This is a genomic window from Undibacterium sp. JH2W, from assembly GCF_049340425.1.
Taxonomy (GTDB): domain Bacteria; phylum Pseudomonadota; class Gammaproteobacteria; order Burkholderiales; family Burkholderiaceae_D; genus Undibacterium.
Window position 1 is genome coordinate 35,880 of record NZ_JBMPOT010000008.1, and the last position, 19,722, is coordinate 55,601.

Genomic DNA, 19,722 nt, shown 5'->3' on the forward strand with positions numbered 1-19,722 from the left:
ATGCTGAAGTGGAAAAAACTGGGGCAGATATTTAACCCCTACGCCAGCCAGCCCCGCCCATGGATGCAGGAATATGCACAATGCCCGACCGCATTTATTTTGAATGAAAGCACCGTAAGGGTATTCATCGCATCCCGACCCAAACCAGATTCTGAGCTGAAATATGTGTCTTATCCGGGCTATGTCGATCTCGACCGCCATGACTTGTCAAAAGTCGTGGCAATTGCAGAATCCCCTTTGCTCCCCCTGGGAGCCTCCGGCGCATTCGACGAATTTGGTATCATGCTCAGCAGTTTTATTGAGATGGGTGATGGCATTCACGCCTATTACACGGGCTGGACTCGTATGTCTTCTGTGCCTTACACCCTGGCTATCGGACTGGCGACCAGCAAAGATGGTGGCAGCAGCTTTGCCAAACTGGGCCAGGGCCCGGTCCTGGGCTTGAGCCTGAAGGAAGCTTATTTTGTCACCGGCCCCAGTGTCTTGAAAGTCGGTGATGAATGGTATATGTGGTATCTAAGCGGTAAAAAATGGTTGTTTGCCGAAGGAAAGCACGAACCTGTCTACCAGGTAGCCCTGGCAACTTCCTCAGATGGCATCAACTGGCAGCATGATGGCCAGCCCGTGGTGCCCCGCCTGAGTGAAGATGAATGCCAGGATATTTTTTCGCCCTTTTTTTTGAATGGTAAATGGCATGCCGTTTTCGCCTGGCGTCACCCCTCCACTTCGGGCGGCGCTTACCGCATGGGTTATGCCTCATCGAGCGATCTGAAAACCTGGGTAAGAGACGATGCACAAGCTGGCATATCTACCTCGGAGAGCGGCTGGGATGCACAAATGATTTGCTACCCGAACATCAAGGAAATTGATGGTCGCATTTTCATGTTCTATTGCGGCAATTCCTTTGGCAAGGAAGGCTTTGGTATTGCAGAACTGATTTCGGAAGATGAACAATGACTATCGTTGAGCAATTACTGGATGAAACCAATCAGCAAAGAATATTACTGGCCCGGTTAAAAGCCAGCAGCAAACCCATCATCATCTATGGTGCAGGTGTCTACGCCTATGTATTGAAACGTTTTCTTGAACTGAATGACATCAAAATCCAGGCAGCAATGGTGGATGCCGAATATCTGACGCAACAGGCTTTTACCGATCTGCCCGTTGTCAGCACTGAGGATTACACAGAGCAATTCGGAAATTGCCACGTCATCATCGGCATTACCAATTACCCACCCATGCTAGAAAAACTCAGGCGACTCGGTGCCAGTGATGTCCATGTCATTGATATCCCTGACTATTTGAACATGCCTCACGCTTTCATGGACAGGCAATTTGTCATACAAAATAGCGGTAATTTTGACCAGGCATATGGTTTATTCGAAGATGAATTATCCCGGCAAACCTATGTCGCAGCGATCAACACCAAGATCAGTGAAAATCTGGCCCATATTGCTCCCTGTGTCAGGCTGGATAATCTTTATTTCCCCAGCTCGGAATTTTCACCTGGCGATCATGAAAGCTTCCTCGATGTAGGTGGATTCACCGGTGACACCATCAAGGAATTTCACCACATCAAACATGGCGCTTACGACAAAATCATCTCGCTGGAACCGGGTGACAAGAATTTCCAGGAATTACAACAGACTGTAGCAAACCTGCATATCCCCAGAGTCACGGCTATCAAGGTCGGTGCCTGGCATGAAAAAGCCGTATTGCGCTTCACGACCAAAGCCATGCACATTGACAACGAAATCAGTGAGTCTGGAGCTAGCGAAATCCAGGTAGACACAATAGATGCAATATTGCAGCAATTGGGCAGCGCAGTCAGCCTCATCAAACTTGACATTAATGGTGCAGAATACAATGCCTTGAGCGGCGCACGCCTGAGCATTAACAAGTACCGGCCAAATGTCGTTGTCCGGCTACACAAGAAAGAAGACTTTTACCGCCTGCCCATCTTGCTCAAGGAGATTGCGCCTGATATGAAACTATATCTGAGGCAGCGCAATTACATGTCCATGATGTTGATCATGTATGGGATTTTTGATCTACATCAGTAATCTTGCCAATCCAAAACCATGACGGCCAAATTCATTGCCGTTATAGAGCATGTAAATCTGGCCCTGACAGGCAAACACATGCGGGTAGCAAGTCATACCCGAATCCCAGCCAGCATCCGATAAGCCCAGGCTCAGTTCACCCTCATCACGCTGCCAGTTCTGCAAATCTGTAGAACTGGCATGGCCTATACGATAAGAGCGTTCGCGATTATGACGAAAATCACTGGCCTCGCGATAACAAAAAAACATATGGTATACGCCAGCTATATTAATGACCGTTGGCAGTGCCTGGCATTCATCTGGACCTAGCCTGGATGCGATGATCTCTTGCCCATCATTCTTTTTCCAGTCTATGCCATCTGCAGAAATTGCATGACCTATCTTGTACACCCTGTCATGCTCGGCTTGCGCATCAAAATGCTGCCAGCCTTTGCCAAAGATATACCACATATGAAAATGCCCGTCATACACTTGCACGAAGGGGTCGGCAATCAGGCAGGGTTCATGCAAAGAAGCTGATAATACCGGGCCATCACCCAGTCGCTGGAAGGTCTTACCCTCATCATGGCTGAGTGCTATGCCTATGGCGCTATCTACCGGTACTGAGCTGCGCCTGTTGACGCCACCTATGTAGCCATAGATCTGGCCTGCATGACGCATGACATTCAAAGGGAAAATGCCATGCTCGTCAAAGCACCCCGGTTTTCCCAGTGAAATCACCTCATGCCCTGAAACAGCAAGGATATCCTTGAAATTCAAGGCCATATCCACGTAGGCGATATGGCTCAGGTATTTGCCATTGCTGGTATCGAGGCTGCGAGTAGAAAAATAAATACGGGCAAAATCCTCGAACAATAGCACTTGTGGTGCTTGTGCAAATGACAGGCAGTTATTTGGAAGCTGGTGCTCTGTGGGATCAAAAATTTGTCCCAGCTTTTCCCATTTCATCATGCAATGACAGCTTTCATAGCAAGGTGTAGCCGTTTTTCAGGTAATCACTGATGTCATCGACAGAATTGAACATCATGAGATCTATGATAGACAACCAGGGCACGAATTCTGCACCAAATTGTTGGTACACGCGTAATTCTGACTGAATAAAATGCAAGTCAATATTGCGCGTTGAAAAATCATCCCTGGAATACAAATCCTGGCCACCAATCGCATTGATATAGTCGCTTGCGCCAAGCGACTGGCATATCGCCAGCACTTTGTCCCGCCCCTTTAGTGCATGGTCGATAGCCAGACTGGAGGAAATGATGATTTTTGTGGAGATATTCAGGTAAGCACAAATTTTCACCACTGAATGATGTAAAAAGCTAAATAAATTACGATCTGGATTGCTCAATATTAATTTCAGCAAAGGATAAACCTGGGCAAAGCAAGGCGCATGCAAATAAGCAGCCCTGATTTGATTCAGCATTTTCTTTGCGTCGAAATTATCCGCCAGCGCACGCTCGACGACATCCAAAGAATCAGACGCATTCTTCAGCGGCAAAGAAATTAATTGATCCCTGCCCTCCTGCAAAATACGATTCCGGTTGATCCAGCCTTTTTTTGTGTACTTGATGTTATCGTAAATAACAAATACATCAACTGCCGAGATCAGTTGAAAGTAAGCGATATAAGGGAAAAAATAGGGCTGCATAATTGCAACCTTCTTCTGAACTGGTCCAGGCAGGTGCTCAGTATTGCCATTGAAACTTGATAAACTTGTCGCCAGCATTTCTTTTTCCAGAATATTTTCTTCGCGTCGGCCACCTGTATGCTATCGCTTCAAACCAGTCTCAATGAGCGATCAGATCAGCAATTCTGTCCACATCTGCCTCACTCAAATCTGGATAGATAGGCAGGCAAATCACCTTGCTGGCAATTTCTCTGGCGACGGGCAGATTCTGATGTGAAGCTGAAGGCAGACCGCGATACATGGGGAAATCACTGATCAGTGGGTAGAAATAACGGCGGGCATAAATTTCATGTTCACGCAGTTTCTGGAACAATGCGTCACGCGACATGACATAGTCAGCTTCCACCAGGATAGGGAAATAGGAGTGATTGGGCTTGCTGTCGGCAATATCGCCGACGCAAGTGATGCCAGTGACATTTTCCAGCCTGGAACGATACTGCGTAGCGATTTTTTGGCGTGCATCCAGGACAGCATCTATGCCCTTCAATTGCAGCAAACCCAGGGCAGCATTAAATTCACTCATTTTGCCATTGATGCCAGGCGCAACTACGGTCACTTCATCAACAAATCCAAAGTTCTTGAGGTGATCTATATGCTGCTTGGTTTTAGCATCAGGGCAGACAATTGCCCCCCCCTCAAAGGTATTAAAGACCTTGGTCGCATGAAAACTTAATATGGACAAGTCGCCGAAATTGAGCAGGCTATTGCCATGATATTGCACGCCAAAGGCATGGGCAGCGTCATAAATGAGCTTTAATCCATAGTTGTCCGCAATTTTTTGTATGCGGTCGACATCGCAAGGCCGGCCATAGCAATGCACGGGCATGATGGCTGATGTTTGTGGTGTAATGGCGGCTTCGATTTTATCTGCGTCCAGATTGAATGTGACGGGATCAATATCAACAAACACTGGTTTGATGCCATTCCATAAGAGCGAATGCGCAGTCGCGACAAAAGAATATGGGGTGGTGATCACCTCACCATTGATACGCAGGGATTGCAGAGCTGTGATCAAGGCGATGGTGGCATTGGCAAACAAGCAGAGATGCTTTACCCCCAGGTATTCACACAGTGCCTGCTCCAGCTCATGATGGAATGGACCGCTATTCGTCAAGATTTTATTCGCCCAGATCTTTTCCAGATAGGGCATGAACTCTTCCAAAGCCGGCAGCACAGGCTGAGTGACATAAATCGACGAAGTACCATCCGTTTTTTTCATATTTTTTTCCAGGAAGGATGCACCACAACTGCTGTAACTTATTACTTCATTAATGTAGATCAGACTTGCCTATGGAAAAAGCTTCAGGCCCCTTGCCATCGCACCAGTTGGCCCACATTTTTCGCATCGCCTGATGCAAGGCGGTGGCAATTAATTCTGGCTTGCATTTGATGGAATCCTGACAAATTGACCTCAGTGACATTCTGACTTCGGATAATTTATCCAGATTGTCACACCAGTATTTGCCTCTCGCCACAAAATCTTCCATATCATTTGCCAGGAAACCCTGCATACCGACCTGTCCCAAGATTGCTGCGGCACTTCTGGATGCTAGCAAATTTCCATCTATAGATAAAGTCGGCACCCCCATCCACAGGCCATGATGTGTGGTTGTTCCACCATTGAATGGGAATGAATCCAGGCAGATATCAATCTTGTTATACAAGTTCAGGTAATCTTCTATGCTAGTCCGTCCGTAAAAACTAATTCTTTCAGAAGCTATTCCATGCGCCATGAAAGCTGAGGTAATCACCGTAGTGTCAAAACCGGTAGGCATGGCCCCAATCAAAATTCTGGAATTCTCTTGTGCCGACAATAATCGACACCATGCCTGTATGGTCTGTGCGTTGATTTTACTTATGCGATTAAAACTGCCAAAACTGATGTAGTCATTACTCAGCGCGGGCAGTTCTTGTACTGCCGGTGCTAATGGACTGGGTAAGAAAGGTGCTGCGCAGGGCAAATTCGCAATTTTCTCAGTAAATAGATGATCAAACTGCCCTTCTGGCAGATAAAACGGATCGCCTATAAAATAATCCATGGCTTGCAAACCCGTCGTGCCCGGATAGCCTATCCAGCTAAATTGCAAAGGCGCTGGTTTGTGTGCAAACACCATTAGCCTGTTTTTTGCGGTATGCCCTGACAAATCACACAAAATATCAATCTGGTCGGCCAGGATTTGTTCTACCACGCTACCGTCATCACTTTTGTGTATTTTTCGCCAACACTTAAAATAAGTACGCAGCTCTTTGCTTACCTCGTCTTCCACCTCATTGTTATCGTACGCATATAATTCCAGCGTAGCAATGCGGGACAAATAATCAAGGACGGGTATAGCAAAAGTGGCCACTGCGTGATTATGAAAATCACCAGAAACAAAGCCGACTCTCAACACGCGTTCTTTTTGCTTAACATTTGTATGTATGGGCCAAGCAGGCATCAGGGGCGCTTCATATCTTGTACTATAATTCAGATGTTCTTGAAATAGCTCCTGAGAATTTAACTGACCAGTTTCACTCAAACAAAATAATAAACAAGTATTGGCTTCACTCTGGTCTTTTCCATACTGAATGGCACGGCGAAAATGCTGCTCTGCCATGTCGATGTCAGAATCCAGAGAAATGCTGATTTGCCCCAGGCAACGATGAGCATTGCTTAATTTGGGATCGTTCTGTAGCGCTTTCTCAAAATACGACTTGGCGACCACAAACTCTTTTTTATCCAGATAAATACTGCCCACATTATTGTAGGCATCGGCCAGTTTGGGATTTAGCTCTATGGCGCGTAATAAATGAGGTAAGGCTTCGTCATCCTTGTCCATTAAAGACAGGACAGATCCCAATGCATGATGCGCTTCTGCTATGCCAGGGAATTTAATCGCAGCCTGCTGCGCTATCTCCAGCGCTAGGGAAAACATTTTCCGTTCACGCAAAACGCCCACCAGATTGATACTGGCAAAAGCAAAATCTGGCGCAAGTACCAGCAATTTACGCAGGCATTTCTCCGCCTCCTCCAGCTTGCCAGTAGCGCGTAAGAGATTTGCCAGATTATTGTAAGCCGCAAGCAGCGTGTCATCAATACTAAGTGCTTTCCGGTAATGCTCTTCTGCCGTATCCAGTTTCTTAGTCTTGACAGATGCCAGCGCAAAATTAAAGTGAGCAATGGCGTCGTCGGGCAATAAGTCCAGCGACCGCCGCATGGCTAGTTCTGCGTCGTCAAAATGCGCCGAATTCAATAAGACCAGACCCAAAAAACGCCAGGCAATGCCATTTTTTGTATTTTTATGGATCAGCTTGCAGGCCAGACGTTCGACTTCCTTGAAGTTAGCTTGCTCATACAGCAAAGACAATTTGTTGAGTTCCGTCTCATTTGGCAGCGCAAGGGATTTAATCTGTGATTTCTGTTTCGGCTGAGTTACGGAGCCAACTTGCAGCTCTGGCGCTGCTTGCTCCAGTGGAAGATCATTCCGCGTAATAACTGAAGTATCTTGAAAAACAGAGTCACGCAATGCTATCGCCTGCCGCACGATGTCGGCATCACCAAATAAATTCAATACTCTTATATAGGTTTCCCAATATGCTTCACTTTGCGGATTGCCTTGAATTGCGGTTTCAAGACAGGCTAGCGCTTCATCAGGTGAACCAGATGCAAGCAACAACTCGCCCAACGCAAAATTTGCATCGTGTCGGTCCGGGACATTTTCCAGAATTAATTTGTAATGCGCTATTGCACGTGACACATCTCCTGCGGCGATCGCTGCTTGTGCTAATTGCAACAACTGCTGAATTGCCAGCTCAAGCACATCCTCAGCTGTCATTTGAGCAATTTTTTCGCTGAACGCAGCCGGAGTAGCATCTGGACTCATAACAAAACCTTAATATAAAGAAGCGTGGGCAAGACCTGGCTCCTCAGGACGTATAAAAAAATGATGCTTTTCATAGCCAACAATAGCAAAAAAATGTTAACTCAAAGCTGAAAATAAACCTATAAATGGCCTCAAGTATTTTGAAATGCTGTCGTTTAGCGGAACATTAAGAGCAACTTTACCCCGAAAATAAAATATTTACTTTGAGCAACCCATTAAACTTTTGAAATAAGCGTCCGATACCTGATTGCAACGGCGGTCCAATATCCTGGTAAAACAGACCAAAGTTTAAGGCCACCGGCCATATTTACATAACTTGGGTAAGGAGAACTAACATGGCTTCATTTATTAATACCAATATTGCGTCTTTGAATGCACAACGCAATCTGACTACTTCACAGTCATCCCTGAACACTTCCTTGCAACGCCTGTCTTCTGGTCTGCGCATCAATAGTGCAAAAGACGATGCTGCGGGCTTGGCGATTTCTGAACGTCTGACTTCTCAGATCGGCGGCTTGAATCAAGCTGTTCGTAATGCGAATGACGGTATCTCTCTGGCGCAAACTGCTGAGGGTGATTTGACGCAAATCGGCTCCAACTTGCAACGTATCCGTGATCTGGCAGTTCAAGCAGCTAACGGCTCCAATAGTGCCAGTGACCGCGCAGCTCTGAATAACGAAGCTTCACAATTGATCTCTGAGATCAACCGCGTTGCCAGCTCTTCCAACTTTAACGGCGTTAATCTGCTGGATGGTAGCTTCACAGCACAAACTTTCCAAGTTGGCGCAAATGCAACATCGAACGATCAGATTTCCATTTCCTCCATCGCCAGTGCCAAGTCTTCCAGCCTTGGTGTTGGTGCCAGCTCCAGCTACGCTACCAATATCTCTGGTGGTGTCAATGGTGTAGGCGGCTTCCAGTCCGGCGATCTGGTTATTAATGGTTTCAACATCGGCGCAACTACCAGCGACGGTGTGTCTTATGCAGATAGCAAAGGTAGCGCCATTGCCAAAGCTGCTGCAATCAATGCTGCTAACGGCACTACTGGTGTAACAGCAACTGCCCAGGCAACAACAACCAGCGGCACAGCTGCAACGGGCTTTGCTACGGCAATTGCTTCTGGCGACGTTTTGATCAATGGTGTGGATATCGGTGCATTGGCTGCCGCTGGCTCCGCTGCTGAACGTGGTGCGCAAGTTACTGCTGCGATCAACGCAAAATCTTCACAAACTGGTGTTACTGCAGCATTTGACTCTACTACTGGTGCAGTTGCACTGACAGCTGCTGACGGCAGAAACATCACTGTATCCAAAACCAATGCATCTTCTGGTTTGGCTGCAACTGTTACTGGCTTGGGTAGCGCGACTACAGGTGCTGCAACAGCCGTCGGTACTGCTGCTGCAACAACCACAACAGCTGGTACTGTAAAACTGACATCGACCAGCTCTGCCGGTATCGTGTTGGCAAATGGCGGCGCAGGTGCAGCAACAACAGGTACAACCATTACTGGTACCAACTCTGCTATCTCAGCTGGCGACATCCAGATCAATGGTGTAGATATCGGCGCTATCGCAGGTGGTGCTACCGCCACATTGCAAGGCGATGCAATTCGCGATGCGATCAACCTGAAAACCAAAGACACTGGCATTACTGCTTCCAATGCTGCTGGTGTGCTGACATTGACTAGCTCAAGCAATGCAGGGTACACATTTACCGTCAAAGGTACTGCAACTCTGGCAAATTCCGGCTTGGCAGTAGGTACAACGACTGTCGCTGGTGCTGGTGCAACTGCTGCAGGCTTGACAGCTGGTGCGACTGCCGCCACGGCAACAGTTGGTGCTGGCTTATCGTCACTCGATCTGACCACAGCATCTAGCGCAACCTCAGCGCTGACAACGATTGACGCAGCTTTGGCTTCTGTCAATAGTTCACGTGCTTCTCTGGGTGCTTATCAAAACCGTTTCTCTTCAGCCGTCAACAGCTTGAATACGACTTCTGAAAACTTGACAGCTTCCCGTAGCCGCATCCGTGATGCTGACTTTGCCCAAGAAACTGCATCGTTGACACGTGGCCAGGTATTGCAACAAGCTGGTACTGCAATTTTGGCTCAGGCGAACGCGTTGCCACAAGGTGTATTGGCTCTGCTGCGTGGCTAATCAATGAGACTAGATTAGTCTTTCATTGAAAATGAGTGGTCCCCTGGTCAAATTTATGATCAGGGGAATTTTACTTTAAGGAAACATCATGGACGTCCTATCGATTACCAGTTCATCGTCAGGAGCACCTGTTTCAGATAGAGTGAGTGGTACAGCACCTACCCCGCAGATTGCGCAAAGCGCAGCACCGCTACAGACCAGCAACCCCGTAACCGCTACTGGTCAGAGTCCAAAGGCAGCCTCGGCAGACGACGTCAACAAGGCTGTTGCGGAAATCAACAAGTCGCTTCAGCTCAGCTCACAAAATCTGGAATTTAGTGTAGATAATGATGCTAAAGAAGTCGTGGTCAAGATCGTTGACCAGCAAACCAAACAAGTCATCAGGCAAATTCCGACAGAAGAAGCATTAGAGATTGCGAAGTCTCTGGATAAATTGCAAGGTTTATTGATAAAACAGACCGCCTAAGATGAAATTTATGTCTATATTGAAAACAAGCAGGTAAATTCCCTTCTAAAGTCTGATTTACCCTTGCCGTTAATAAAGTAAAGTACTTCCAACAAAAGGGGAATCACGTGGCAGGAATTCAATCAACAGGCATTGGTTCAAATCTCAATGTGAACGACATCGTCTCCAAGCTGATGCAGGTGGAGAGCCAGCCGTTAACAACATTGGCGAAAAAAGAAGCCAGCTACCAGGCCAAACTATCCGCTTACGGAACACTGAGTGGTGCAGTTAGTGCATTCCAAAATGCCCTGACATCGCTTAACAACCCAACTACCTTTCAATCACTGAATGCCAGTGCCGGTGACTCAACCATTGCATTTGCGACGGCTAATAGCGCCGCGAGCGCAGGTAGCTATAGTGTTGCTGTCAGCAAATTGGCGCAAGCGCAAGGGATATCAAGTGTGGGGCAAGTCAGTTCCACAAATGCCATCGGTGCAGGAACTGAAACCACAATTAGTTTTGCTTTTGGAACAATTACCGGAACTGCCGTTGCTGGCACCTATCCGGGCGGAACCACATTCCAGCAAGATGCCAATCAAACCGTAGGCACAGTAAAGATCAATAGCAGCAATAATTCACTGCAAGGGATACGCGACGCTATCAATGCCGCCAATGTCGGCGTTTCCGCCTCCATCGTCGGCGATGGCAGTGCCACTCCTTATCATCTGGTATTAAACTCAAGTAAAACCGGGGCTGCATCCAGCCTGAAAATTACTTCATCTGGTGAAGATGCCGCAGTGACTTCCTTGTTGGCTTACGATCCAACCGGCACACAAAATTTTACTGAAGTCAGCACCGCACAAAACGCCAGCCTGACGGTGAATGGCATTGCGATTTCCAGTGCTTCTAACACAGTCGTTGGGGCCATCCAGGGTGTTTCTCTGACGGTATCCAAAATAGGTACTACCTCTATTTCTGTTTCACCAAACACTACAGGTATCACGGCAGGTGTGAATAGCTTTGTCAAAGCTTACAATGACCTCAACACAACGATAAAAAGCCTGACTGCCTATGATCCCAATACCAATAAAGCAGGCTTATTATTAGGTGACTCAACGACACAAAGCGTGCAAAACCAGATCAGGAAAACTTTGTCCTCGTCCGTCAATGGTTTGGGTGGCGGCTTGACGACTTTGTCACAGATAGGGGTCAGTTTTCAAAAAGATGGTTCCATTTCACTAGATGCTTCCAAGTTATCCACTGCCCTGGCGACCAAGTTTAGTGATGTCGGCGGCTTGTTTGCCTCAATAGGCTCCGCTACCGACAGTCTAGCCAGCATTACCGGTTCATCTTCGGCCACCAAAGCTGGCAGCTATGATCTGGCCATTACCCAAATCGCCACCAAATCCAGCCTGACTGGCGACCTGACCCTGCCCGTCTCCACCACCATCGACCCCAGCACCAAAATTAGCGTCACTCTCGATGGTGTGGTTGCAGATGTCAGTCTCGCGGCTGGCAGCTATAGCTCCGCAGACCTGGCAACACTGATTCAATCGTCTATCAATAGCACATCAGCCTTTACGGCAGTAGGTGCAACGGCAAAAGCAAGCATAGTCGGTGGCGTTCTGGTTTTGGAATCCAATAAATATGGCTCCACTTCCGCCATCAATATCGCTGACAAATCCGGCACTGGCGTTGCTTCGCTGACCGGTACAGTAACCACTGGAAGTGCAGGCAAAGATGTGGCCGGCACCTTGAATGGCATTGCAGGAAGTGGCAATGGACAGACGCTGACTGGCGCAGCAGGCAGCACCGCGGAAGGACTTAAATTACTCATCGCCGGTGGCTCTACCGGTGCACGAGGCAAAGTCAATTTTTCTGTTGGCTATGCAACCCAACTAAGCAGTCTGTTGAGTGGTTTCACCGGAAGCTCAGGAACTATAACCAGTACCAGCTCTGGCGTCACTGCCAGCATCAAAGACATAGGCAAGCAGCGAGATACCTTGAACAGCCGCTTATTTGACGTAGAAGCACGTTACAGAGCGCAGTTTACTGCCTTGGACAGTATCGTCAGCAGCCTCAACAATACCAGCACCTTTTTGAGTCAGCAATTGTCAGCATTGACTGGTAGCAGGTAATTCAAGTAATTGAGTAATTTGTTCAGCACGCAAAAGAATATAAGGAAACGAGATTATGTTTGGCTCTCCACAAGCACGCGGCGCAAATGCCTATGCAAAAGTTGGCATTGAGACTGGTGTTGTCGCCGCCAGTCCACACAAGTTAATTGTCATGCTGTTTGACGGGGCAATTGTCGCTATTTCAAATGCCGTGCATCACTTGAGTGCAGGGGAAATCGCGTCCAAAGGGCAAGCCATATCAAAAGCCATTGCCATCATAGAAAATGGCTTAAGAGCTAGTCTGGATAAAAAAGCGGGTGGCGAAATTGCCCTCAGCCTGGATTCTCTCTATGAATATATGACTGCCAGATTACTCCAGGCCAATCTGGAAAACAGTGATGTCATGCTGACAGAGGTCCAGAATTTATTGCGAGATTTGAAAACATCCTGGGAAGCTATTGCTCCTAACAAAGAAATCGTCAATGAAGCCCCAAAAATGAATGTCGATCCTTTGTCACCTCGTCCCGCCAACTTTGTTGAGGCTTGAATCAAGATGAATAGTCTGGAACTAATCTCATTGTACGAAAATGTTGCTATTATCACAAACAACATGCTGGAAGCCGCACGCTCAGGTGACTGGGAATTATTGGAGCGATTAGAGAATGATTGCTCAAGTCGCGTACAAACCATACGTGAAAGTGAAATTCCCTTTGATCTGCCTGCTGATATGCGCGATAAAAAAATTCGCATCATCAAAAAAATCCTTGCTGATGACAAACAAATCCGCGACATCACTGAGCCATGGATGGCGCAACTGTCTGATTTGATGAAAAATTCCAGCACCAATAGAAAATTATCCAATGCTTATGGTGCAGGTAACCCAGCCTGACTCTTATGGCTACCAGGCTCGATATTCTGAGTAAGCCAGTTGCCAATATCGAGGCTCCAGCTGCTGCCATTGGTATTAGCGAAACCAAGCAGGATATCACCCCAAAACTGGCCCAGTTAGTCACTGGGCAATTATTAAAGGGAGAAATTCTTTCCAAACTGATGGATGGTAGCTTTACTGTCAGGGTAGCGGGCATTACGGCTAAAATGATGCTGCCTGAAGGTAGCAAAACTGGCGATCAGATTCCACTTCGCCTGATTGCCACAGAACCCCGTCCGACCTTTTTGCTGGAGCATGATGGAGATGTTCACTTTCCGACTCCCCTGCCACAAAATTATGCGTCCGGCCCGGATAAGCGCACAACACCCAATGTAAACAATTACCTCGGTGCTTCATCGGAAGAAATTGAAACTCCTGGTCAAGCAACACCAAGTGTCGCTAGGAATACTACGCCCGAGCCAAGCGCCAGAGCTGACACGGCAAGTATAGTTAAACTATCAATACATGAGTCTGATGCAAAGATCGCCGACCAAGCAATTGCCAGCTCGCCAAGCAAAGGGCCGCAGCAAGCAATCGCGCCAAAATCAGTCGAGATTAATGCAAAACCCAATATTATCAGCGTAAATGCACCTGCCATTTCAACACTGGCTCACGATGCCGCCGATACCCTGCCCTCCCACCTAAGTAGCACACCCACCTCTTTAAGCAGCACCGGGAAGTTCATCACACAAATCTTGCAAGCCAGCCCAAATCCATCTGAAAACTCCAGACTTGCCAGTTCTGCCCCAATATTGGCCACAGCCGCAGAATTAAAGGATGCCCCTGCAACTGCATCCAAATTGCAGCACCAAATCAGCACCAGTGGCTTGTTTTATGAGTCGCATGTTGCAGAATGGGCACAAGGCAAACGCCCGATTACCGATATTCAAGCCGAACCACAATCCCAAATTGACACGACCAGCGTAGCTAATAGTGGAACGGGTGGCACACTGACCGCTGTCAGCAAGGAAATGGGGCAAATAATTCATCAGCAGTTAAATGTTCTGGAACAAAATATTGTACGATGGCAAGGAGAGCTTTACCCTGGACAAAAAATCGAATGGGAGATAAAAAAAGAAATGCCAGACAAGCATGCTCAGCAAGAATCAATAGAAGACACGACCTGGCAATCGGTAGTGCGCTTTGATCTGCCAAATTTGGGACAAGTGACGGCGACTATCAATTTACAAGCAACAAATTTAGGCCTGTCCTTGCGAGCTGAGCAAAGTACAACTGTCTCAGCCCTGAAGGACCATGCAAGTGAATTAGCTGCTGCCATGCAAATGGCCGGCTCACCGCTGATGTCTTTTGTGGTGAATAAAAATGAACGCAACTGACCCACCGGTTAAACCAGTACAAAATGCCGTCGCACTGGCGTATCAGACTGGCGATGCCGCACCTAAAGTAGTTGCCAAAGGCAAAGGCTTGATTGCAGAAGAAATCATTGCCCGAGCCAAAGAACATGGAGTGCATGTACATCAATCGAAAGAATTGGTATCTTTACTCATGAAGGTGGATCTTGACCGGGATATTCCTCCGGCTTTGTATCGCGCAGTTGCAGAACTACTCGCTTGGCTTTACCATATTGATACGGAAAAGTCTGAGACGATTTCGGAGAATTCAGGGCAAAAACAAGTTTAACAGCCCCACTTTTTGAATGCGACTATAAAAATATGCCATCCACACCTCCGAGTCTGGGGACAGAAAACCAGAGCCCTTTTCAAGTTGACTCCCGCCGGGAGATCATCGGTTTATTGCGTGGTCTGAAAGATAGCAAGCAACTCATCAGCATGCTGATCAATAATGGCTCGGAAGTCTTCATCACGTCCATACTTGATGTCGATGACAGCAGCAATCTGGTGATCATCGATAGTGCTCCTGGCCAATTGGCAAATCAGCGCATCGTCGAGGCACCGCGTGTCTCTTTTGAAGGCTTGCTGGATAAGATCAGCATACAGTTTTCTGCATCAAACCTGGAACGTATCATCTTTGAAGACCGCCCTGCCCTGCAGCTCGCGATACCAACGAATATGATACGCCTGCAAAGACGCGAATATTACCGCATCAATACCCCGCTATCCAACCCCATACGCGCGCTGATTCCTGTGCAAGTAAACGATAGGCAGGAGACATTAAAACTGGCATTGGTCGATATCAGTTGCGGCGGTATCGCCATTCTGGATGAAAGAAAAGTGTTGGATAGCACCATAGGCATCATCTATGAGCATTGCAAACTGGAATTACCCACAATAGGTCTGGTGGATCTCGTGTTGCAGGTCAGGAATTCCCAGGACTTAATTTTATTGAACGGCAAGTCAAATCGCCGCCTTGGCTGCCAGTTCATCAATATGTCCAACGGCGTGCTGGCCAGCATACAGCGCTATATCATGAAGCTGGAGCGTGAACGCAATGCCAAGCTGACTGGCATACGCTAAGCAGAAGAGAGAATAAGCCCGGCAGTGAATAGCCGGGCTATTAGTTGCAATCAATGCAGTGCATCCCCCAAAATGGCCTGACTGCAAACTGAGATGCTTTCATATCTGCATGTTCATGATGTCATGATAGGCTGATACCAGTTTGTTTCTGACTTGCACAGTCGTCTGGAAAGAGATATTGGCCTTCTGCATGGAGATCATGACATCAGACAAGCTGACTTTGTCATCCCCCATGGCGAATTTTTGTCCCAGCTGTTGCGAACTGACTTGTGACTGATTCACACTTTCCAAAGAAGCCTTCAAGGCTTCTGAAAAGTCCAGCCTGCCCGGTGCCGGACTGTCTGTTTGATTCACACCCAGACCCAGGCCAGTACTCGCTTCCATCTTGGTAGCGGTAGCCTTTAGTTGCGCAACCATGGCCTCAATGCGACTTGTGTCTATGCCTCCCATTTTCATTACATCACCTCTATAGTGGACTTTTACCATTGCTACATTAACAGTTGAAAAGCAAACGTGAGCTTGGAAAAGAGCAGTAAAGGCCTCGTTTTTCCCAGGTTTGATTTAAGCAATTCGGTGGACAATCGATATCAAGGAAAAAACCATATCTGGAATAGCAAGCATGCAATCCACTGACACATTACTTCGCACAAGGTGAACCATGGCAACCGCAGAAAATACAGCAATTGCCCCACCTGGCCCTGCACTTCCGGGCTTATTTGGATTGCCGCAAACGCCAGTGACACGCAACATCATGTTGTCCGTCGGTGCTGCCATCACAGTTGCCATTATGATAGGCGTATGGCTATGGAGCCAGCAACCAGATTACAAAGTCTTGTTTTCCAATTTCAATGACAGGGATGGCGGCGCTATCGTTGCCTCGCTGCAACAATTAAACATTCCTTACAAATATTCAGATGGTGGCAATGCCATCCTGGTGCCCGCCAATCAAGTACATGATGTACGCCTTAAATTGGCAGCACAAGGCTTGCCTAAAGGCGGTAATGTAGGCTTTGAACTCATGGAAAATCAAAAATTGGGAATTTCCCAATTTCTGGAACAAGTCAATTTTCAACGCGCCCTGGAAGGTGAGCTGGCACGCTCAATTCAAGCCGTGTCTGCGGTTCAAACCGCCCGTGTCCATCTGGCCATTCCAAAATCGCAAGTGTTTATCCGTGACCAGCAAAAACCGACGGCCTCGGTCTTATTGAATCTTTACCCTAGTCGCATATTGGATCAACAGCAAGTCAGCGCCATCATTCACCTGGTGGCCAGCAGTGTTCCTGAATTGTCAGCAAAAAATGTCACCCTTGTTGATCAGAATGGCAACTTACTCTCTGATCCCACCAAGCAGATGGCAAACAATAGCCTGGACCCGTCCCAGCTCAAGTATGTACAGGAATACCAGCAAAACATCATCAAGCGCATAGAGTCGATTATCTCCCCTATCGTAGGCCCCAATAATGTCAGGGCCGAGGCAACTGCCGATATTGATTTTTCCCGTACCGAGCAAGCGGCAGAAAGCTATAAACCTAACTCTCCTCCTGAAGCATCCGCCATACGCAGTCAGCAAACCAGCGAATCCTACAATAAAGCTGGCAACCCATCCGGCATCCCTGGCGCGCTAAGCAATCAACCGCCAGTGCCAGCCACTGCACCCATCGTAGCGAGTGGTGCTGCCAATACCCAAAGTGCGACAGCATCGAATTCAGGGCTGATGCAAAAAGACTCGACCATGAATTTTGAAGTCGACAAAACCATACGTTATACCCAGCAACCCATGGGTGGCGTGAAACGTCTTTCAGTCGCTGTCGTCATCAATTACAAGACGGAAACAGATAAAAATGGCAAAACCTCAACACGCCCCCTGACAGATATAGAAAAAACCCAGATCACCGATCTGACCAGGGAGGCCATGGGCTTCAACAAAGACCGTGGCGACACCTTGAACGTGGTCAACAGCCCCTTTGCCAGCCCTGAAAAAGAGCCTATAGTAGATTTACCACTGTGGAAACAGCCCGATATATTGCAAATGGCTAAGGAAATCGCCAAATACATCGGTGTTGCCATTGTCATTGCCTACTTGTTTTTTGGCTTCCTGAAACCCATGTTACTTAAGATGATGGGCAAGGACAAAGAGACCCTGGAAGCAATCGAAGCTGAAAAACGCGCCCAGGAAGAAGCAGAAAAAGAGGAAGAAGAAGCTGCCATTGTGAACTTGTCGAAAGAAGCAGAATTGCAAAACACCAGACATGGTTCCACCTATGAAATGAACTTGGAAATGGCAAAACAATTGGCAAAAGACGATCCCCGTATTGTAGCTAACGTCGTAAAGGCATGGGTCAGCAATGAGTGAAGATGGAGTTCAAAAAGCCGCCACCCTGATGTTGGCAATGGGTGAAGATGCAGCCGCCGAGGTCATGAAATATCTTGGCCCACGCGAAGTGCAAAAGATTGGTGCTGCCATGGCAGCGATCGGTGCCATTCCGCATGAGGCTATCGCCAAAGTCCTGGATGAATTCAAGTCAGCGGCAGATCTCAGCTCCTCCGTTGGGCTGGATTCAGACGAGTACATCCGTAATGTACTGACGAAGGCCTTGGGTGACGACAAGGCTGCTTCGCTGTTAAACCGGATTCTGGGCGGCAAGGACGCTAGCGGCATAGAAAGCCTGAAGTGGATGGATTCTCCCTCGGTAGCTGAACTGATCAAGAACGAGCATCCACAAATTATTGCCACCATCCTGGTTCACCTGGAAAGTGATCAGGCTTGCGAAATTCTGAATCAATTTACCGAGCGCCTGCGCAATGACATCGTCTTGCGCATTGCCACTTTGGATGGTATCCAGCCTACTGCCTTGCGTGAATTGAACGACGTGCTGACCAAGCTGCTGACCGGCAATGAAAGCCTGAAGAAAAAATCCATAGGCGGCGTGCGCGCAGCAGCAGAGATATTGAACTTCATGAGCGGTGAAAATGAAGCGTCGGTCATGGATAACTTGCGCAAGTACGATGGCGATATGGCCGAGAAAATCATGGATGAAATGTTTGTCTTTGATAACATCCTGGAAATTGATGACAAGGGCATACAACTATTGCTCAGGGAAGTGCAGTCCGATTCCCTGATCGTCGCCCTGAAAGGTGCGAACCAGGATATGCGTGAAAAAATCTTCAAGAATATGTCGCAGCGTGCAGCAGAAATGATGCGCGAAGACCTGGAATCCAAAGGTCCGGTACGCCTTTCTGAAGTTGAAGCACAGCAAAAACAAATCTTGCTCATCGTCAGGCGTCTCGCCGACGAAGGTCAGATCATGCTAGGTGCCAAAGGCGAGGACGCCTATGTCTAACCCCGTGCGTTCTGGTGACATGACAGCGTTTCAAAGATGGGAAATGGCTTCTTTTGGCGACAATCGCCCAGCGCAAGTGGAAGAAGTCAGGGCTATCACTGCCCAGCTCGCGAGCCAGCAACGCATGGAAGCAGAAAAAGCCAGGGAGACGGCCAAGCAGGAGGGCTTTGCTGCAGGCTACAAAGAGGCTTATGAACGCGGACTGAAAGATGGCCAGGAAACTGCCTACGCAGAAACCATGGAGCAAGTACACGCCGAAATCCAGTCATTGCAACAACTGGCACAGACCTTTTCCGGACAATTGCATTCTGCATCCCAGCACATGGGCAATGAATTAATGCAACTGGCTCTGGACTTGGCGCAAACCATGTTAAAAGCCAAACTTGATGCAGACCCCAATGTCATATTGCCTATCGTGCAAGATGCCATAGCACAATTGGCCAGCGTGCAACAACCTGCCCAGATACACCTCAACCCTGAGGACGCAACGATAGTCAAAGACCAGTTGGGTGAAACCCTCAGCGAAGATGGTTGGCGCATCGTTGCGGATGCCCATATGGAGCGTGGTGGCTGCAAGCTTGAAACCTTGCATAATCTGGTGGATGCCAGTTACTCCACGCGCTGGCACAAGCTGCTCGACAGCATGCAAATCAGCCCCCGAAAATAGGCCACAGTAGGCACCCACAG

General features: G+C 47.8%; 18 protein-coding genes. 13 read left to right on the forward strand and 5 right to left on the reverse strand.

Annotation, left to right across the window (positions count from 1 at the left end; translation table 11 throughout):
* On the forward strand, positions 1-957 hold the full coding sequence (locus ACO0LC_RS13090) for a hypothetical protein (RefSeq protein WP_423003701.1): 957 nt from the start codon (positions 1-3) through the stop codon (positions 955-957).
* Positions 954-2,063, forward strand: coding sequence for an FkbM family methyltransferase (locus ACO0LC_RS13095; protein WP_423003703.1), 1,110 nt, complete (start codon positions 954-956; stop codon positions 2,061-2,063). The genes ACO0LC_RS13090 and ACO0LC_RS13095 overlap by 4 nt, the downstream gene beginning before the upstream one ends.
* Here ACO0LC_RS13095 and ACO0LC_RS13100 read toward each other — a convergent pair.
* The 4 genes from ACO0LC_RS13100 to ACO0LC_RS13115 all read right to left on the reverse strand — a co-directional run bounded on the left by ACO0LC_RS13100 (position 2,052) and on the right by ACO0LC_RS13115 (position 7,613).
* A complete protein-coding gene (locus ACO0LC_RS13100) occupies positions 2,052-3,014 on the reverse strand; it encodes a hypothetical protein (RefSeq protein WP_423003705.1) in 963 nt (320 codons plus the stop codon). The genes ACO0LC_RS13095 and ACO0LC_RS13100 overlap by 12 nt on opposite strands.
* A 13-nt stretch (positions 3,015-3,027) precedes the next feature.
* Positions 3,028-3,711 carry a WbqC family protein gene (locus ACO0LC_RS13105; protein WP_423003707.1) on the reverse strand — a complete coding sequence of 228 codons (684 nt, stop codon included), beginning with the start codon at positions 3,709-3,711 and terminating at the stop codon, positions 3,028-3,030.
* 139 nt (positions 3,712-3,850) lie between these two features.
* On the reverse strand, positions 3,851-4,969 hold the full coding sequence (locus ACO0LC_RS13110; RefSeq protein WP_423003709.1) for a DegT/DnrJ/EryC1/StrS family aminotransferase: 1,119 nt from the start codon (positions 4,967-4,969) through the stop codon (positions 3,851-3,853).
* Between the two features lie 49 nt (positions 4,970-5,018).
* Complete coding sequence (locus ACO0LC_RS13115; protein ID WP_423003711.1) at positions 5,019-7,613, reverse strand: tetratricopeptide repeat protein; 2,595 nt, start codon at positions 7,611-7,613, stop codon at positions 5,019-5,021.
* Between the two features lie 335 nt (positions 7,614-7,948).
* Here ACO0LC_RS13115 and ACO0LC_RS13120 point away from each other — a divergent pair, with 335 nt between their 5' ends.
* The 8 genes from ACO0LC_RS13120 (at position 7,949) to ACO0LC_RS13155 (ending at position 15,694) form a co-directional block, all read left to right on the forward strand.
* Entirely contained in the window at positions 7,949-9,769 is a 1,821-nt protein-coding gene (locus ACO0LC_RS13120; protein WP_423003713.1) for a flagellin, read from the forward strand.
* Positions 9,770-9,857: 88 nt separating this feature from the next.
* On the forward strand, positions 9,858-10,235 hold the full coding sequence (locus ACO0LC_RS13125) for a flagellar protein FlaG (protein WP_423003715.1): 378 nt from the start codon (positions 9,858-9,860) through the stop codon (positions 10,233-10,235).
* A 107-nt stretch (positions 10,236-10,342) separates the two neighbouring features.
* Positions 10,343-12,352, forward strand: a complete 2,010-nt coding sequence (gene fliD, locus ACO0LC_RS13130; RefSeq protein ID WP_423003717.1) for a flagellar filament capping protein FliD — start codon at positions 10,343-10,345, stop codon at positions 12,350-12,352.
* 55 nt (positions 12,353-12,407) lie between these two features.
* Entirely contained in the window at positions 12,408-12,878 is a 471-nt protein-coding gene (fliS, locus tag ACO0LC_RS13135) for a flagellar export chaperone FliS (RefSeq protein WP_423003719.1), read from the forward strand.
* 63 nt (positions 12,879-12,941) lie between these two features.
* The gene (locus ACO0LC_RS13140) at positions 12,942-13,220 is read left to right on the forward strand and encodes a flagellar protein FliT (RefSeq protein WP_423003721.1); all 279 of its coding nucleotides are present in this window, start codon (positions 12,942-12,944) and stop codon (positions 13,218-13,220) included.
* Positions 13,221-13,225: 5 nt separating this feature from the next.
* Entirely contained in the window at positions 13,226-14,596 is a 1,371-nt protein-coding gene (locus ACO0LC_RS13145) for a flagellar hook-length control protein FliK (protein ID WP_423003723.1), read from the forward strand.
* A complete protein-coding gene (locus ACO0LC_RS13150; RefSeq protein WP_423003725.1) occupies positions 14,583-14,900 on the forward strand; it encodes an EscU/YscU/HrcU family type III secretion system export apparatus switch protein in 318 nt (105 codons plus the stop codon). Before ACO0LC_RS13145 ends, ACO0LC_RS13150 begins: the two co-directional genes overlap by 14 nt.
* 32 nt (positions 14,901-14,932) lie before the next feature.
* The gene (locus ACO0LC_RS13155; RefSeq protein WP_423003727.1) at positions 14,933-15,694 is read left to right on the forward strand and encodes a flagellar brake protein; all 762 of its coding nucleotides are present in this window, start codon (positions 14,933-14,935) and stop codon (positions 15,692-15,694) included.
* Positions 15,695-15,793: 99 nt separating this feature from the next.
* On the opposite strand, the gene fliE is transcribed toward ACO0LC_RS13155, so the two are convergent.
* Positions 15,794-16,150, reverse strand: coding sequence for a flagellar hook-basal body complex protein FliE (fliE, locus tag ACO0LC_RS13160; RefSeq protein WP_423003729.1), 357 nt, complete (start codon positions 16,148-16,150; stop codon positions 15,794-15,796).
* A 202-nt stretch (positions 16,151-16,352) separates the two neighbouring features.
* Between fliE and fliF the strand changes: the two genes are divergently transcribed.
* From fliF to ACO0LC_RS13175, 3 genes are read left to right on the forward strand one after another with little or no spacing between them, the layout of a single operon-like run.
* Positions 16,353-18,047: a flagellar basal-body MS-ring/collar protein FliF gene (fliF, locus tag ACO0LC_RS13165; protein WP_423003731.1), complete on the forward strand. Its 1,695-nt coding sequence runs from the start codon at positions 16,353-16,355 to the stop codon at positions 18,045-18,047.
* Entirely contained in the window at positions 18,040-19,035 is a 996-nt protein-coding gene (gene fliG, locus ACO0LC_RS13170) for a flagellar motor switch protein FliG (protein ID WP_423003733.1), read from the forward strand. Before fliF ends, fliG begins: the two co-directional genes overlap by 8 nt.
* The gene (locus tag ACO0LC_RS13175) at positions 19,028-19,702 is read left to right on the forward strand and encodes a flagellar assembly protein FliH (protein ID WP_423003735.1); all 675 of its coding nucleotides are present in this window, start codon (positions 19,028-19,030) and stop codon (positions 19,700-19,702) included. The genes fliG and ACO0LC_RS13175 overlap by 8 nt, the downstream gene beginning before the upstream one ends.
* The last annotated feature ends 20 nt before the right edge of the window (positions 19,703-19,722 follow it).

What these genes read in the sequence shown, in the direction of transcription:
- ACO0LC_RS13090 (WP_423003701.1), top strand. Translation starts at nt 1, where the DNA reads ATGCTGAAGTGGAAAAAACTGGGGCAGATATTTAACCCCTACGCCAGC.
- ACO0LC_RS13095 (WP_423003703.1), top strand. Translation starts at nt 954, where the DNA reads ATGACTATCGTTGAGCAATTACTGGATGAAACCAATCAGCAAAGAATA.
- ACO0LC_RS13100 (WP_423003705.1), bottom strand. Translation starts at nt 3,014, where the DNA reads ATGATGAAATGGGAAAAGCTGGGACAAATTTTTGATCCCACAGAGCAC.
- ACO0LC_RS13105 (WP_423003707.1), bottom strand. Translation starts at nt 3,711, where the DNA reads ATGCAGCCCTATTTTTTCCCTTATATCGCTTACTTTCAACTGATCTCG.
- ACO0LC_RS13110 (WP_423003709.1), bottom strand. Translation starts at nt 4,969, where the DNA reads ATGAAAAAAACGGATGGTACTTCGTCGATTTATGTCACTCAGCCTGTG.
- ACO0LC_RS13115 (WP_423003711.1), bottom strand. Translation starts at nt 7,613, where the DNA reads ATGAGTCCAGATGCTACTCCGGCTGCGTTCAGCGAAAAAATTGCTCAA.
- ACO0LC_RS13120 (WP_423003713.1), top strand. Translation starts at nt 7,949, where the DNA reads ATGGCTTCATTTATTAATACCAATATTGCGTCTTTGAATGCACAACGC.
- ACO0LC_RS13125 (WP_423003715.1), top strand. Translation starts at nt 9,858, where the DNA reads ATGGACGTCCTATCGATTACCAGTTCATCGTCAGGAGCACCTGTTTCA.
- fliS (WP_423003719.1), top strand. Translation starts at nt 12,408, where the DNA reads ATGTTTGGCTCTCCACAAGCACGCGGCGCAAATGCCTATGCAAAAGTT.
- ACO0LC_RS13140 (WP_423003721.1), top strand. Translation starts at nt 12,942, where the DNA reads ATGCTGGAAGCCGCACGCTCAGGTGACTGGGAATTATTGGAGCGATTA.
- ACO0LC_RS13145 (WP_423003723.1), top strand. Translation starts at nt 13,226, where the DNA reads ATGGCTACCAGGCTCGATATTCTGAGTAAGCCAGTTGCCAATATCGAG.
- ACO0LC_RS13150 (WP_423003725.1), top strand. Translation starts at nt 14,583, where the DNA reads ATGAACGCAACTGACCCACCGGTTAAACCAGTACAAAATGCCGTCGCA.
- ACO0LC_RS13155 (WP_423003727.1), top strand. Translation starts at nt 14,933, where the DNA reads ATGCCATCCACACCTCCGAGTCTGGGGACAGAAAACCAGAGCCCTTTT.
- fliE (WP_423003729.1), bottom strand. Translation starts at nt 16,150, where the DNA reads ATGAAAATGGGAGGCATAGACACAAGTCGCATTGAGGCCATGGTTGCG.
- fliF (WP_423003731.1), top strand. Translation starts at nt 16,353, where the DNA reads ATGGCAACCGCAGAAAATACAGCAATTGCCCCACCTGGCCCTGCACTT.
- fliG (WP_423003733.1), top strand. Translation starts at nt 18,040, where the DNA reads ATGAGTGAAGATGGAGTTCAAAAAGCCGCCACCCTGATGTTGGCAATG.
- ACO0LC_RS13175 (WP_423003735.1), top strand. Translation starts at nt 19,028, where the DNA reads ATGTCTAACCCCGTGCGTTCTGGTGACATGACAGCGTTTCAAAGATGG.